Here is a 14,234-nt window from a genome sequence, read left to right on the forward strand (position 1 = left end):
CACGGGTTTGGGAGAACCTAGCCCGGGCTGCGGCGCGCGCAAACGACCGGAATTTACAGTTGGTCGAAGTCGATCGCGGCGTGGCGGTCGAGCCAGTTGTGCGCTTCCGGCATCGGATATTTCAGCCCCGTCGCGCAGTTGAACAGCACGACTTCCTCGTCCTCATCGACCTCGCCGTCCTTAAGCGCCTGCTTGTACGCCGCCAGCGTCGCGCCGCCTTCGGGGCACAACAGCAAGCCGTCGCGTCGCGCGCAGTCATCAACCGCCCTGAGGATCGCCGGATCGCCGACGCCCAGCGCCTTGCCCCCGCTCTCGCGCACCGCGCGCAGGATCAGGAAGTCGCCGACTGCGCGCGGCACACGGATGCCCGCCGCCACGGTGTGTGCGTCCTCCCAGCGCTCGGCATGTTCCTCGCCCGCCTCGAACGCGCGAACGATCGGCGCGCAGCCCGACGCCTGCACCGCGTACATCCGCGGCCGCTCCGAGCCGATCCAGCCCAGCCGCTCGAGCTCGTCGAACGCCTTCCACATCCCGATCAGCCCGGTCCCGCCGCCGGTGGGATAGAAGATCGCGCGGGGCAGTCGCCAGCCGAGCTGCGCGGCGAGTTCCAGCCCCATCGTCTTCTTGCCCTCGATCCGGTACGGCTCCTTCAGCGTCGAGAAATCAAACCAGCGCCCTTCCGCCGCCCCCTTGCCGACGATCGCGCCGCAATCATCGATCAAGCCGTTGACGCGCCACACCCGCGCACCCTGCGCCTGGATTTCGCGCACGTTGATCTCGGGCGTATCCTCGGGACAGAACACGATCGTCTCGATGCCGCAGCGCGTCGCGTACGCCGCTAGCGCCGCGCCCGCATTGCCGTTGGTCGGCATCGCGATCCGCTTGACACCCAATTCCTTCGCCATCGCCACCGCCATGACGAGCCCGCGCGCCTTGAAGCTGCCCGTCGGCAACCGCCCCTCGTCCTTAACCAGCACGTTGGCGCCGCCGCTTTTGGGTACCGGGATCAGCGGCGTCTCGATCTCGCCCAGGCTGACGATATCGCGCGTGTGCCTGACCGGCAGCAGCTCGCGCCACCGCCACAGATCGGTCTCGCGCGTGGCAAGCTGGTCGCGCGACAGTGCCGTACCCACCGCGTCCAGATCGTAGCGCACCAGCAACGGTCGCCCGGCCCGTGAGAGATTATGCAGTTGGTCCGCCTCGTACCGCTCCCCCGTCATCGAACATTCGAGGTGCGTGACGAAGGTCGGGCGATCGGCGGAAAGATTCTCGTTCATGGACACGAGTTCTAGAGCTCCCGTGCGCCGACACAATGCCCGCCACCGAAACGAGAAGGGGCGAGGACACCGTCCCCGCCCCTCGCAATCCCGTCACCCGGACTTGATCCGGGCACCCGCTTTCTTCCACCCGCAGCAATAGAAGCGGGATCCCGGCTCAAGGCCGGGATGACGGGCAATGAGTTAACCTCCTCGCCGCTCAGTCCGGCTTCTTCGCCACCGCGACCAGCGCGGGGCGCAGCAGGCGATCCTTGATCATCCAGCCCGACTGCATCTCCTGCACGATCGTGCCGGGCTCGGCGTCGCTCGGCATCTCCATCATCGCCTGATGCTTGTTGGGGTCGAGCGGCTCGCCCATTGCGGCGATGCGCGTGATGCCGTTGCGCTCGAACACCTTTTCCAGCTCACGGCCCGTAGCTTCCAGGCCCGTCACCAGCCCCTTGAACTTGTCGTCGCCGCGCAGCTCGGCCGGGATCGCGGCGAGCCCGCGCTCCAGATTGTCGGCGACCGACAGCACGTCGCGCGCGAAATTGGTCGCGGCATAGGCGCGCGCGTCGGCGGCATCCTTTTCCGCCCGGCGGCGCACGTTCTGGATGTCGGCGCGCGCGTACAGCGTTTCCTGCTGCGCGGCGGCGAGCTGTTCCTCCAGCTCGGCGATCCGCGCGGCTTGGCCGTCATGCTCGGCCAGCTCGGGTGCTGCCTCGGCGGTCTGTTCGCGCAGGTCTTCGGTCGTCTCGTCGGCCATCATTGCCCCTGTGTTTGATACGAATCTGATTGCGATTGGCGCCGCTCAACCCATCAATCGGGCGAGCGTCGCCGCGGTGAAATCCACTATCGGCACGATCCGCGCGTAGTTCAACCGCGTAGGCCCGATCACGCCGACCACCCCGACGACGCGTCCGTCGAGCCCGCGGAACGGTTTCGCGATCACCGACGAGCCCGATAGCGCGAACAGCTTGTTCTCCGCACCGATGAAGATGCGCGTCGCATCGCCCGCACTCGCCGCACCCAGCAGCGCGGCAACCTCCTGCTTGCCCTCCAGATCGTCGAGCAATTCGCGCACCCGCTCCAGGTCCGCCGCTGCCGCATCGTCGAGCAAGCGCCCCTGCCCGCGCACGATCAGCACCGATCGCCGCGCCCCGTCCTCGCTCCACACCGCCAGCCCGCGCTCCACCAGCGTCCGCGCCGCCGCGTCCAGCGCACTCTGCCCCTCGCCCAGCTCGCGCTCGATCCGCGCGCGCGCTTCGGCGAGCGTCAATCCGCCGAGTGTTGCGGTCATGTAGTTGCCGGCCTCGACCAGCGCCGACGCGCCGATCCCCGACGGCAGGTCGACCACGCGGTTCTCGACCCCGCCGTCCTCCGCCACCAGCACCGCGAGTGCCTGTGCCTGCCCCAACGGCACGAACCCGATCGAGCGCAGCACCGCCTCGCGCTTGGGCACCATCACCAGCCCCGCGCACGCCGACAATCCCGACAGTGCCGCGGTGGTCGCCGCCAGCGCTTCCTCCACCGGCCCGCGATTGGCCGCGCGCGCCTCGATCTGCGCACGCTCCTCCGCGCTCGGCTCCAGCGCCTGCATCATGCCGTCGACGAACAGGCGAAGCCCGCGCTCGGTCGGCATCCGCCCCGCGCTGGTGTGCGGCGCCGCGAGCAGCCCCATCGCTTCCAGTTGCGCCAGCACGCCGCGGATCGAGGCGGGCGACAGGTTCAATCCCGCCTGCGCCAGCGTCTTCGATCCCACCGGCTGCCCGCTGGTCAGATAGCCGTCGACCACGCGGCGAAAGATGTCGCGCGCGCGGTCGGACAATTCGGCGATCGGCGGGGTCGCGCTCATGGAACGGAATGTATGCGCGCAGCGCGCGTCGCTCAACCGGGTGCGCTCTTGGATCAAGGCACCTGACCAACGCGACTGATCGCCGGCCACCTGCCAACCACCGCTGGCGTCGCCCACCGCTGCCCGCTAGGAACCACGTCACATTACCCAAGGAGTTCCCATGCGTCCCAGCGGCCGTGCGCCCGACCAGATGCGCGCCATCGCGATCGAGCCCCATTTCACCCGCCACGCGGAAGGGTCCGTCCTGATCGGCTTCGGCGACACGCGCGTGCTCGTCACCGCCAGCGTTGAGGAGCGCGTCCCGCCGTTCCTGCGCGGCAAGGGTCAGGGCTGGGTGACGGCCGAATACGGCATGCTGCCGCGCGCCACCCACACCCGCGGCAGCCGCGAGGCCGCAAAGGGCAAGCAGTCGGGCCGCACGCAGGAAATCCAGCGGCTGATCGGGCGCTCGTTACGCGCGGTCACCGACATGAAGCTGCTCGGTGAGCGGCAGATCACGCTCGACTGCGACGTGATCCAGGCCGACGGCGGCACGCGCACTGCGGCGATCTCGGGCGCGTGGGTCGCGCTCCGCCTCGCGGTCAACACGCTCATGGCGCAGGGGAAGCTCACCGCCGACCCGATCACGCAAAAAGTTGCCGCGGTGTCGTGCGGCATCTATCAGGGGCAGCCGGTGCTCGACCTCGATTACGTCGAGGACTCGAACGCCGACGCCGACGGCAATTTCGTCCTGCTCGGCAACGGCCACATCGCCGAAGCGCAGGCAACCGCCGAGCATGCCACCTACGACGAGGAAGCGCTGCTCCGCCTGCTCCGCCTCGCCCGCATCGGCTGCACCGAGATATTCGCCGCGCAGGACCGCGCGACGCAATGAGCGGCGAGGGCAACGAACCGCAGGCGATCCGCAAGCTCCAATCCGGCAAGCTCGTCATCGCCAGCCACAATGCGGGCAAGGTGCGCGAGATCGCCGCGCTGCTGGAAGGCCGCGGGCTCGAGGTGATCTCGGCGGGCGCGCTCGACCTGCCCGAGCCGGAGGAAACCGGCACCACCTTCGTCATGAACGCGGAGCTGAAGGCGCGCGCCGCCGCCGATCTATCGGGCCTCCCCGCGCTCGCCGACGACAGCGGGCTGTGCGTCGAAGCATTGGGCGGCGATCCCGGCATCTTCTCCGCGCGCTGGGGCGGCGAGAACAAGGATTTCGCCCACGCGATGCGGCTGGTCGAGGACAAGCTCGCGCAGCAGCCCCACGCGCCCCGAGACGCGCATTTCGTCTGCGCGCTCGCGCTCGCCTGGCCCGATGGCCACGTCGAATGGTTCGAGGGCCGCGTCGACGGCACGCTCGTCTGGCCACCCCGCGGCGACAAGGGCCACGGCTACGACCCCGTGTTCCGGCCCGCAGGCCACGACGTGACGTTCGGCGAGATGGACGAACCCGCAAAGAATGAGATCAGCCACCGCGGCGACGCCTTCCGCCAGATGGTCGCGGCGGTGTTCTGATCGGCGTGGTGGCGGTCGAGTTGGAAGTTTTGGGGCGTGTACCAACGGTTTCGCGCCAACGTCACCCCGGAGCTGATCCGGGGTCCCGCTGCCTTCTTCTATCACGTCCAAGAAGCGGGATCCCGGATCAAGTCCGGGACGACGGGAGTTGCTAAGTCGGAAAGCGCTAGGAGCAGAAGATGCACATGCCGGTTCTCGTCTACCTCGCCGTCGCCGCGCTGATCGCCCTCGTCGGCTTCATCATCGCGCAGGTCGTGCCCGGCGCGGGCGTGCCGTTCGTGATCTTCGCGTCGCTGATCTGGACCGGCTATTCCGCCCGCCGCGCGCAGGATCGCGCGCGCTAGTTCACTCCGCGGCCAGCGCCTGCGCGGGCTGATCCGCCACCACCCGCAGCGTCCGCTCGCTGGGATCGATCGGATCGAGGAAGAACGCGCCCGCGTCGCGATTGGCGGTCAGCGATTGGACATGCGCCGCGCTGATCCGCTGCCCCGGCACCAATCGCGGCACGCCCGGCGGCGCGGGCGCGATCATCTCCGCTGCGATCCGGCCCTCGGCCTGGGCCAGTGGCACCTGCTCGGCCGCGCCGAACAGCGCCTCGCCCGGGTCGATCGCCATGTCGACGCCCAGCGCGCTGATCGGCGGCGCATCGCCGGTCGGTGCGAGCGACAAGGTGCCCTTGCGCAGCCCCTTCGCGCACGCCGCCAGCCCGCGCGCCAGTGCGCGCACGTCGCTCGCCGTCGTGCCCGGCGCGACGATCGCCAGCAGGTGCCGCGCGTCGGACAACCCGACGCTGACGCGATATTCCTTGTTCAACCAATCGTCGATCGCATAGCCCGACACGCCCAGCCCGCTCACGTCGATCAGTACCTTGGTCTCGTCCAGGTCCGCGCCCGCGGGCAGATCGTCGCGACCGAAGACGCGCACGCCCTTGATCTTGCCGAGCTTGCGCCGGAGGTCGGCCGCGCGCGCCAGCGCTTCGCCCCACATTTCCTCGCCGTGCAGCACGTGCTCGCGCCGCGCCACGTCCAGGCTGGCGAGGATCGGCACCGAGGGGCTGGTCGTCTCGAACAGCTCGTACGCCATCCACAATCGCTGGCGATCGACCAGTTCGCCGCGCGCGAGCAGCGCGGACCCTTGCGTCAGCGCCCCCATCGTCTTGTGGACGCTGTAGACCGCGACATCGGCATCCTTGGTCAACGCGTCGTCGGGTAGCCCTTCGCAGAAGGCGAACGCCCCGCCCCACGCCGCGTCGCAGATCAGCGGCAGCCCACGCGCGTGACAGATGGCGGCGAGCGCGGCGATGTCGCTGGTCACGCCGAAATAGGTCGGCGACACGACCACGAACGCCTTGGCCTGCGGGTGCTGGTCGAGCGCTGCGGTCAGCGCCTCCGACGCGACGCCATGCTCGATGTCGAAGGTCGCGTCGATCATCACCGGGACGACCTGCGCCTTCAACCCCACCGCCAACGCGTGCGCGCGCTCGGCCTTATGGACGTTGGCGGCGAGCAGCACCGTGTCGCCTGGCCCCGCGACCGCGGCGAGCGCGGTGTGCAGGCTCTGCGTCGACCCACCGGTCACGAACCGGCAGAAGTCCGCCTGCCACGCCTCCGCCGCGATCTCGTGTGCGCGCTGGAGCACGTGCGCGCCCTCCGTGCGGTCGTCCAGGCCCTTGGGCGTGATCACGTCGGCCTCGAACACGCGCTTGCCAAGCGCCTTGGCAAGATCGCGCGGGACGGCGGCTCCCTGATGGTGGCCGGGCGCGCCGAAGCCGTGAACCTTGTTGCGCTCCATCTGCTGCAAGGCGTCGAGAATGGGGGCTTGGGTCTGATCCATGCGGCAGGAACGCTGCCCTGTCGTACGGTGTCCTACCGTTCCACCCATGTCATGAAAATAAATCAGTAAGCGCGCTCACCCACCACGTTTCCCGGCGGTGAATAGCGGCAGACGAGGAAATCGTCGCGCGCGTTGCTGGCGAGTGCGCAGCCGACCGCGCGCGTGCCGCGCCACACGATCTGCGTGTAGTGCGCCACGTCGCCCGCCCGCCCGGTACGGCTGAACCCCGGCGTCGCCGCGTTGACGAAATCGCGTCGCTCGGCGAGCCACAGGTCGATCATCTCGGCGTAGGAGTAGGCGTCGCGCGTACCCGTGAACAGATTTTCGCCCTCGCCGTGCTGATCGGCGTGCGCGAAGCGGCCGCTCGCCGCCATCGCCTCGGCATAGTTGCGCGCATCCGCCGACAGTCCCTTGTCCCAAACGAGCGGGGCCAGGCCGAGCGCCGCGCGCGCCGCATTGTGCCGCGACAGCATTATCCGCTCGAGCAGCGCCGGACCGCGCGGCGCGGGTGTCGTGCGCGTCAGCGGCTCGACAACCCGCTCCGGCGCGGGCGCACCACTGCCGGCGGAACACGCCGACAGCAGCAGGGCAAGCAGCGCGGCGTGGCGTTTCGGCGTCATCGCCGCCATATGGGCGCGGCATGACGCCCGACAATCCCGCCACGCGATCGCACTCCGAGGACGAGCCGCTCGCGCTCTACGTCCACTGGCCGTTCTGCGTCTCCAAATGCCCCTATTGCGATTTCAACAGCCATGTGCGCGAGCAGGTGGATCAGGCACGCTGGCGCGACGCACTGCTGCTCGATCTCGCGCACGAGGTCGCGGCGCTGCCCGGCCGGCGGCTCGGCTCGATCTTTTTCGGCGGCGGCACGCCCTCGCTGATGCCACCCGCGACCGTCGCCGCGATCATCCAGGCCGCCATCAGCGCCTGGTCGCCCGTGGCCGACCTCGAGATCACGCTGGAGGCCAATCCTTCGTCGGTCGAGGCCGCGCGCTTCGCCGACCTCGCCGCCGCCGGGGTCAACCGCGTCTCGCTCGGGCTGCAGGCACTCAACGACCGCGCGCTCCACTTCCTCGGCCGCGCACACGATGTTGCCGAGGGGCTGGGCGCGCTCGACACCGCGCAACGCAGCTTCGCGCGCGTCAGCTTCGACCTGATCTACGCCCGCCCCGGACAGCCGATCGACGATTGGGAGGCCGAGCTGCGCCGTGCCTTGTCGTTCGGGACCGAGCATCTGTCGCTCTACCAGCTCACGATCGAGCCAGGCACGCGCTTCGCGACCGAGGCCGCCGCCGGGCGCCTCGTCATTCCCGACGCCGACACCGCCGCCGACCTGTTCGAGCGCACCCGCGCGATCACCGCCATCGCGGGCATTCCGGCCTACGAGGTATCGAACCATGCGCGCGCCGGCGCGCAGAGCCGCCACAATCTCGCTTACTGGCGCTACCGCGACTATGCCGGCATCGGTCCCGGCGCGCACGGCCGCCGTCACGGACACGCGACGCAGCGCCGCCGCAAGCCCGAGAACTGGCTCGCCGCGGTCGATCGCAACCGCCACGGCATCGAGGTCGAGGAAGCGCTCGCGCCCGCGCTGCAGGCATCCGAAGCGCTGTTGATGGGCTTGCGGCTGGCGGAAGGGGTCGACCTTTCGCGCATCACCCGCCGTACGGGGCTCACCACCGACGAGTTGATCGACCGGCGCGCCGTCGCGCAGCTACCCGAGTTGATCCACCTCGACGGCGATCACCTGACCGTGACCGACGCCGGCATGCTGCTGCTCGACGCGATCCTGCCGCGCGTCGTTCGCGCCGACGAGCGCGCGGCGGCCTGATCCCGGTCGCCCCCGGCGACCATCCTTGTCGGGCCACCCGCCGCGCTAGCCCTCAATCGTCGAAGCGCGTCGGCGCGGGCGACACGGTGACCGTCGTTCCGCCGCGCACCTCCTGCACCTCCAGCGCGCGCTCCGCGACCCCGTCGCGTCCGAACCGGAACGCGCCGTCGATGCCCGCAAACCCGTCCGCGTCGCGCAGCCGGCTCTGCGGAAACGCGCTGCCGACGCGCCAGTCACGCGAGATGCGGACCACCAGCAGCACCGCGTCGTACCCCAGGCTCGACAGCCGGTACGGCGCCGCGTTGAAGCGCGCGCGGTAGTTCTGCGCGTACTGGCGGTAGAGATTGTCGGGCACGCTCGCGAACCACGCGCCATTCAGCGCCGCCTGGGTCGCTACCGTCCGGTCCGAATTCCACAATTCGGTGCCGAGCAACCGGGTCGACGGGCTCGCGCGGCGGAGCAGCGGCGCGGCGGCGGCTGCCGTGCTGCCGCCATCGGCGATCAGCACCGCGTCGAACGGCGCATCCCTGTTCATCCGCGTCACCGCCGATGCAACCGCCGCCGGCGCACGATCATAGGTCTGCAGCGACACCACGCGGCCGCCAGCCTGCTCGACTGCGCGCAGGAACACGCTCGACGCGCGCGATCCGTAGAGCGCGTTCGGCACCAGCCCGCCGAAGTTCGTCACCCCCTGGCTGCGTGCGAAACCGACCACGCGCTCGATCGACTGGCTCGGCGCATAGCCGAGCACATAGGTGCCGTTGCCACCCAGGCTGACGTCGTTGGAAAACGAGATCACGGGCACGCCCGCGCGCCGGGCGATCGGCGTCACCGCGCGCACGTCGTCGGCAAGCAGTGGCCCCAGGATCAACTGCGCCCCTTCCGCAATCGCCCGGTTCGCCGCTGCCGCCGCACCGGTCGCGGTATCGTAATTGGTGATCCGCACCTGCTGGCTGCGCGCGTCGAGCAGTGCGAGCTGCGTCGCATTGGCGATGCTGCGCCCGACCCCCGCGTTGCTGCCCGACAGCGGCACCAGCAGCGCGACGCGGTTGCGCTCGGCATCCTGCGGCACGCCCGCGATGACGCCGCCGGTGTCGCCGCGCGACGGACGCGGGCGTTCGGCCGCCGGACGGTCGGGCGCCGGTGCCGGTCCGCGCGGTACAACGGTCGCGCATGCGGACAGCAACACCGCGCCCGCGAGCGCCAATGCCTTCGACACCGCGCGTGCGAGTTGCGGCCCCTGCTTCGATTCTGCCATGACACCCCTCGTGGAACCCTTATCCCCCGGTCTGTACATCGTCGCGACGCCGATCGGCAATCTCGCTGACCTTTCGCCGCGCGCGGCCGACATCCTGACGCGCGCCGATGCGGTCGCGGTGGAGGACACGCGCGTCACCGCCGGGCTGCTGCGCCACGTCGGCGTCAAGCGTCCTATGCTGCCCTATCACGACCACAATGCCGAGGGCATGCGCCCGCAATTGATCGCGCGAATGGCGACGGAGGCGATCGCGCTCGTCTCCGACGCGGGCACACCGCTCATCTCCGATCCCGGCTACAAGCTCGTGCGCGACGCGCGTGCCGCCGGCCACAGCGTGGTGACGATCCCCGGTCCGTGCGCCGCGATCGCCGCGTTGACGCTCGCCGCGCTTCCGACCGACCGCTTCTTCTTTCTGGGCTTCCTGCCGTCGAAACAGCACGCCCGCGCCGAGGCGATCGCCGAGGTCGCCGGCGTCCGCGCGACCTTGGTGCTGTACGAGAGCGGCCCGCGCCTATCCGCCTGCCTCGCGGCGCTCGCGCAAGGATTGGGCGACCGCGAGGCAGCGGTCGCGCGCGAGATCACCAAGAAGTTCGAGGAAGCCGTGACCGGCCGGCTGTCCGTCCTCGCGGCGCGCTACGCCGATGCGCCACCCAAGGGCGAGATCGTGATCGTCGTCGGTCCGCCCGACGCCCCTGCCCCCGCGAGCGAGGCCGACGCCGACACGGCTCTTGCCGAAGCGCTTACCCGCCTTCCCGCCGCCAAGGCCGCCGGCGAGGTCGCCCGCGCGCTCGGCCTCGACCGCCGCATGCTTTATGCCCGTGCGATGGAGCTGAAGGGCGAGCGCTGATCGGTTGCATGCGACCCTGGCCCGTTAACGGCATTTAGACCGATACGGATCAATCTGGGCGCATGGAAGAAGCGTCCAAGACCGCCCAACCGTCGCGTGCGCAGCTCGGCGCGATCTGGCTGATCGCAGCATCGCTTTATTTCCTGCTCGCCGCATCGACCATCCACCTGACTAGCGACGGCAAGACCATCGCCGCGGTGTGGCCGGCGAACGCCGTCTTGGTCGCGCTGCTGCTGGTACAGCCGGCCCCGCGCTGGCTGACGGTGCTGAGCGCGGGGCTGGTCGGCAACATCGCCGCCAATCTTTTTACCCGCGGCACGGTAGCGGGTCCGTTGTTGTACAGTTTGGCCAACGCTGTCGAAGTCGTCGCCGCGACGCTCCTCATCAAGCGACGAACCGCCACGATCGACCTGTTGCGCTCGACGCATAGCCTGGTCCGCTTCGTGATCGTGGCCGGCATCGTCGCGCCGATGGCGAGCGCGCTACTAGGTGCTGCCACCGCTACGACCGTCTATGACCAAGCCTTCGCGCCCTCCTTCACTGCCTGGTTCCTCAGCGATGGCTTAGGCCTGCTCGTCTTTACGCCCGTGTTCACCGCGGTTCTCGACGGTCAGGTCAAAGCATGCTTCCTCAACAAGACAACAATGGAGCGTGCGGGCGCGATCGCGCTGATCGCAATGGTGGCGGGTACCGCATACGCCGTCTTCTTCGTCGCAACATCGCCGGCGTTGTTTCTGCTCTACGCGCCCGTCATGCTGGTGACCTTTCGCATCGGGCCGGTCGGCACCAAGATGGCGGTCGTGACGATCGCGGTGATGGGCTTCTGCGCGATGGCATCGGGACACGGCCCAGTTGTCATGGTGACGACCGATCCCACCGTGCAGGCGCATTTGTTTCAGTCTTTTCTGGCGATGCTGCTGCTCACCTGCCTGCCGGTCGCGGCCGAAATCTCCGAACGCAACCGGCTTGCCGAACAGTTGAAGGAGCGAGTGGCCACGGCGCATATCGAAGCAACCACCGACACGCTCACCGGATTGCTCAACCGCCGCGGGTTCGACCGCGCGGTCGCAGCGCTGCTGGCGGAACGGCCACCGTTGCTCTGCTGCGTCGCGATCGACGTTGATCGTTTCAAGTCGATCAACGGTCGCTGGGGGCATCATGTCGGCGACCGCGTGCTGCAGCATATCGCCGCAACGCTGCGGTCGAATACGAGGCCAGGAGACCTCATCGGCCGGCTGGGCGGGGACGAATTCATGATGATCCTGCGCGTCGGCGGCCGCGACGATGGCGAGACGATCTGCGCGCGCATACAGGCCGCGCTGCGACAACAGCCGATCCCGGCGGACGATAAGACGCAGATCATGGTGGCGATCAGTTGCGGCATCGCCGGACTTTCAAGCGGCGGCACGTTCGAGGACGCGGCCAGACGCGCGGACGAGGCATTGTACCAGGCGAAAGAGGGCGGGCGGAACGCAATCCGCGCCGCGGGATGAGCGTCGACGCCAGTACGCGCCGGGGACGCTTGATGGATCGATGAACCACCGTCCGCTCGGCTAGCATATCATCATGCACATGCCACGCCGTGCGTGCCGGTCGCTACGCCGCTGACAACGCCGGGCGAACACGCCGCTTGCTCCCGCAACCGCTTTCCCGCACCGTGCCGATGTGCCCCGCCCCGCCCCCACCCGCTCGCCCGAGCAGCGCCGCGCGGCGGAGACGAGCGGGCGGCGGGGTGAGCGGCTGGCGGCGTGGTGGCTGCGGCTGAAGGGCTGGCGCATCATCGATCGCCGCGTGCGCACGCCCGCGGGCGAGGTCGACCTCGTCGCGCGCCGCGGCGCTCTCGTCGCCTTCGTCGAGGTAAAGATGCGCCGCACCGCCGGCGAGCTCGACCACGCGATCGACCAGCACCGGCTCGCACGCGTCGCCGCCGCGGCCGAGGTGCTGATGCCGCGCTACGCGGGCCCCGGTGACGACATCCGCGTCGACGTGATCCTGCTCGCGCCCGGCACCCGCCCGCGCCATATCGAGAATGCGTGGATCGGCTGAGCGAGCCCGGCTGTCCTACGCGCCACTCACGCCGCTATCTCGGGTGCAGGCAGTGAAGGTCACGTGTCCTTCGCGCACACACATGCGCAGGGGTGTGACGTTAGTGACCTTCCGCGGGTGCCGCGCCACCCGCGGGTGACAAGCCCGCACCCTGCGCCTAGGTCGGCGCGACCACGCTGCCCGGAGGAACCATGTCGCTCACCGTCGCCGTCCAGATGGACCCGCTCGACCAGATCAACGTCGCGGGCGATTCGACCTTTGCGCTGATGCTCGCGGCCCAAGCGCGCGGGCACCGGCTGTTTCATTACCAGGCGGAAGACCTCAATTGGTCCGACGGGCGGCTGTGGACAAAAGCGCATCCGGTCACCGTTCAGCAGCCCTCGGCGCCGAACGCGGGCGACCATTTCCGCTTCGATGCGCCGATCAAGCTCGACCTCGGCGATGAGGCAGACGTGATACTGATGCGGCAGGACCCGCCGTTCGACCTCGGCTACATCACCGCGACGCACCTGCTCGAACGCATCGCGGACAAGACCTTGGTGGTCAACGACCCCGCGCAGGTGCGCAACGCGCCCGAAAAGGTGTTCGTGCTCGACTATGCGCGCTTCATGCCGCCAACGCTTGTCACCCGCAGCACCGACGAGGCGCGCGCGTTCCTCGCCGAACACGGCGCGATCGTCGTGAAACCGCTCCACGGCAATGGCGGCAAGGCGATCTTCAAGGTCGAGGAAGGCGGGCTCAACCTTTCCGCCTTGTTCGAGGTGTTCAATCAGACCTGGCGCGAGCCGCACATGGTTCAGGCTTTCCTCCCCGACGTGGCGAAGGGCGACAAGCGTATCGTGCTGGTCGATGGCGAGGTCGCGGGCGCGATCAACCGTCTGCCCGGCGAAGGCGAAATCCGCTCCAACCTCGCGGTCGGCGGGTCGGCAGAGAAGACCGGGCTGACGCCGCGCGAGCGCGAGATCTGCGACGCGCTCGGCCCCGAACTCAAGCGCCGCGGGCTGATCTTCGTCGGCATCGACGTGATCGGCGGCGAGTGGCTGACCGAGATCAACGTGACCTCGCCGACCGGCATCGTCGCGATCGAACGCTTCGACGGCACCGATGTCGGCGGGCTGATCTGGGACGCGATCGAGCGCAGCGTGGCGGAACGCTGAGCCTTCCGCGGCCGTTGCCCGCCCGTATGACCTGTCCTAAGCGCCCGTGACGACCCTCATCCTCGATTGGATCGCCTGGGGCGGTTACCTCGGCATCTTCCTGCTGATGGCGCTGGAGAACATCTTTCCGCCAATCCCGTCGGAGGTCATCATGGGACTGGGCGGCATCGCGGTCGCGCGCGGGCAGATGGCGATGGTGCCGCTGGTGCTATGGGGTACAGCCGGGACCACGATCGGCAATTTGTTCTGGTACGAGGTTGGTCGACGGCTCGGCTACGCGCGCTTCCGCCCCTTTGTCGAGCGTCACGGCCGCTGGCTGACGCTTGAATGGAATGACGTGGAGCGTATCCACACCTTCTTTCAGCGCCAGGGCGGCTGGGTCGTGTTCGTGTTCCGCTTCATGCCGACGTTCCGCACGCTCATCTCGCTGCCCGCCGGCATGACCGCGATGCCGCTGTGGCGCTTCATGCTGTGGACCTTCCTGGGCTCGGCGATCTGGAACGTGATCCTGGGCGGCGCGGGCTATTATCTCGGCACCCGCTACGCCGAGTTGGACAAATATGTCGGACCCGTGGGTCTCGTGCTGATGGCGCTCGCGGTCGTCGTCTACGTCTACCGCGTCATCACCTGGCACCCGCGCGGCAACTGACCGCC

General features: G+C 69.1%; 15 protein-coding genes. 9 read left to right on the forward strand and 6 right to left on the reverse strand.

The annotated features are described in order from the left end of the window. Positions 1-53: 53 nt before the first annotated feature. The 3 genes from Q0579_RS12340 to hrcA form a co-directional block, all read right to left on the reverse strand. Positions 54-1,277, reverse strand: coding sequence for a threonine synthase (locus tag Q0579_RS12340; RefSeq protein ID WP_298812748.1), 1,224 nt, complete (start codon positions 1,275-1,277; stop codon positions 54-56). A 199-nt stretch (positions 1,278-1,476) separates the two neighbouring features. After that, positions 1,477-2,022, reverse strand: coding sequence for a nucleotide exchange factor GrpE (gene grpE, locus Q0579_RS12345; RefSeq protein WP_298812751.1), 546 nt, complete (start codon positions 2,020-2,022; stop codon positions 1,477-1,479). A gap of 45 nt (positions 2,023-2,067) precedes the next feature. Beyond that, complete coding sequence (hrcA, locus tag Q0579_RS12350; RefSeq protein ID WP_298812752.1) at positions 2,068-3,111, reverse strand: heat-inducible transcriptional repressor HrcA; 1,044 nt, start codon at positions 3,109-3,111, stop codon at positions 2,068-2,070. Between the two features lie 160 nt (positions 3,112-3,271). On the opposite strand from hrcA, the gene rph reads away from it, so the two are divergent. From rph to Q0579_RS12365, 3 genes are all read left to right on the forward strand, one after another. Further along, a complete protein-coding gene (gene rph / locus Q0579_RS12355) occupies positions 3,272-3,985 on the forward strand; it encodes a ribonuclease PH (protein ID WP_298812755.1) in 714 nt (237 codons plus the stop codon). Next, positions 3,982-4,608 (forward strand): RdgB/HAM1 family non-canonical purine NTP pyrophosphatase, encoded by a 627-nt coding sequence (gene rdgB / locus Q0579_RS12360; RefSeq protein WP_298812757.1) that lies wholly within the window; start codon positions 3,982-3,984, stop codon positions 4,606-4,608. Before rph ends, rdgB begins: the two co-directional genes overlap by 4 nt. A gap of 179 nt (positions 4,609-4,787) precedes the next feature. Beyond that, positions 4,788-4,952 carry a hypothetical protein gene (locus Q0579_RS12365; protein ID WP_298812760.1) on the forward strand — a complete coding sequence of 55 codons (165 nt, stop codon included), beginning with the start codon at positions 4,788-4,790 and terminating at the stop codon, positions 4,950-4,952. A gap of 1 nt (position 4,953) precedes the next feature. On the opposite strand, the gene Q0579_RS12370 is transcribed toward Q0579_RS12365, so the two are convergent. Beyond that, positions 4,954-6,441, reverse strand: coding sequence for an aminotransferase class V-fold PLP-dependent enzyme (locus tag Q0579_RS12370; protein ID WP_298812763.1), 1,488 nt, complete (start codon positions 6,439-6,441; stop codon positions 4,954-4,956). 62 nt (positions 6,442-6,503) lie between these two features. Beyond that, positions 6,504-7,061 (reverse strand): CAP domain-containing protein, encoded by a 558-nt coding sequence (locus Q0579_RS12375; RefSeq protein WP_298812765.1) that lies wholly within the window; start codon positions 7,059-7,061, stop codon positions 6,504-6,506. Positions 7,062-7,081: 20 nt separating this feature from the next. Between Q0579_RS12375 and hemW the strand changes: the two genes are divergently transcribed. Beyond that, positions 7,082-8,272 (forward strand): radical SAM family heme chaperone HemW, encoded by a 1,191-nt coding sequence (hemW, locus tag Q0579_RS12380; RefSeq protein WP_298812767.1) that lies wholly within the window; start codon positions 7,082-7,084, stop codon positions 8,270-8,272. Between the two features lie 52 nt (positions 8,273-8,324). Here the strand turns inward: hemW and Q0579_RS12385 are convergent, their stop codons facing one another. Continuing rightward, complete coding sequence (locus tag Q0579_RS12385) at positions 8,325-9,530, reverse strand: penicillin-binding protein activator (protein ID WP_298812769.1); 1,206 nt, start codon at positions 9,528-9,530, stop codon at positions 8,325-8,327. Between Q0579_RS12385 and rsmI the strand changes: the two genes are divergently transcribed. From rsmI to Q0579_RS12410, 5 genes are all read left to right on the forward strand, one after another. Further along, on the forward strand, positions 9,529-10,377 hold the full coding sequence (gene rsmI, locus Q0579_RS12390) for a 16S rRNA (cytidine(1402)-2'-O)-methyltransferase (protein WP_298812771.1): 849 nt from the start codon (positions 9,529-9,531) through the stop codon (positions 10,375-10,377). The genes Q0579_RS12385 and rsmI overlap by 2 nt on opposite strands. 62 nt (positions 10,378-10,439) lie before the next feature. Then, positions 10,440-11,870: a sensor domain-containing diguanylate cyclase gene (locus Q0579_RS12395; protein ID WP_298812773.1), complete on the forward strand. Its 1,431-nt coding sequence runs from the start codon at positions 10,440-10,442 to the stop codon at positions 11,868-11,870. Positions 11,871-12,042: 172 nt separating this feature from the next. Then, entirely contained in the window at positions 12,043-12,423 is a 381-nt protein-coding gene (locus tag Q0579_RS12400) for a YraN family protein (protein WP_298812776.1), read from the forward strand. Positions 12,424-12,614: 191 nt separating this feature from the next. After that, on the forward strand, positions 12,615-13,580 hold the full coding sequence (gshB, locus tag Q0579_RS12405; RefSeq protein ID WP_298812778.1) for a glutathione synthase: 966 nt from the start codon (positions 12,615-12,617) through the stop codon (positions 13,578-13,580). A 46-nt stretch (positions 13,581-13,626) separates the two neighbouring features. Beyond that, the gene (locus Q0579_RS12410) at positions 13,627-14,229 is read left to right on the forward strand and encodes a DedA family protein (protein ID WP_298812780.1); all 603 of its coding nucleotides are present in this window, start codon (positions 13,627-13,629) and stop codon (positions 14,227-14,229) included. Positions 14,230-14,234 lie beyond the last annotated feature (5 nt).

The sequence above is a fragment of the uncultured Sphingomonas sp. genome (genome assembly GCF_936927845.1).
Lineage (GTDB): Bacteria > Pseudomonadota > Alphaproteobacteria > Sphingomonadales > Sphingomonadaceae > Sphingomonas.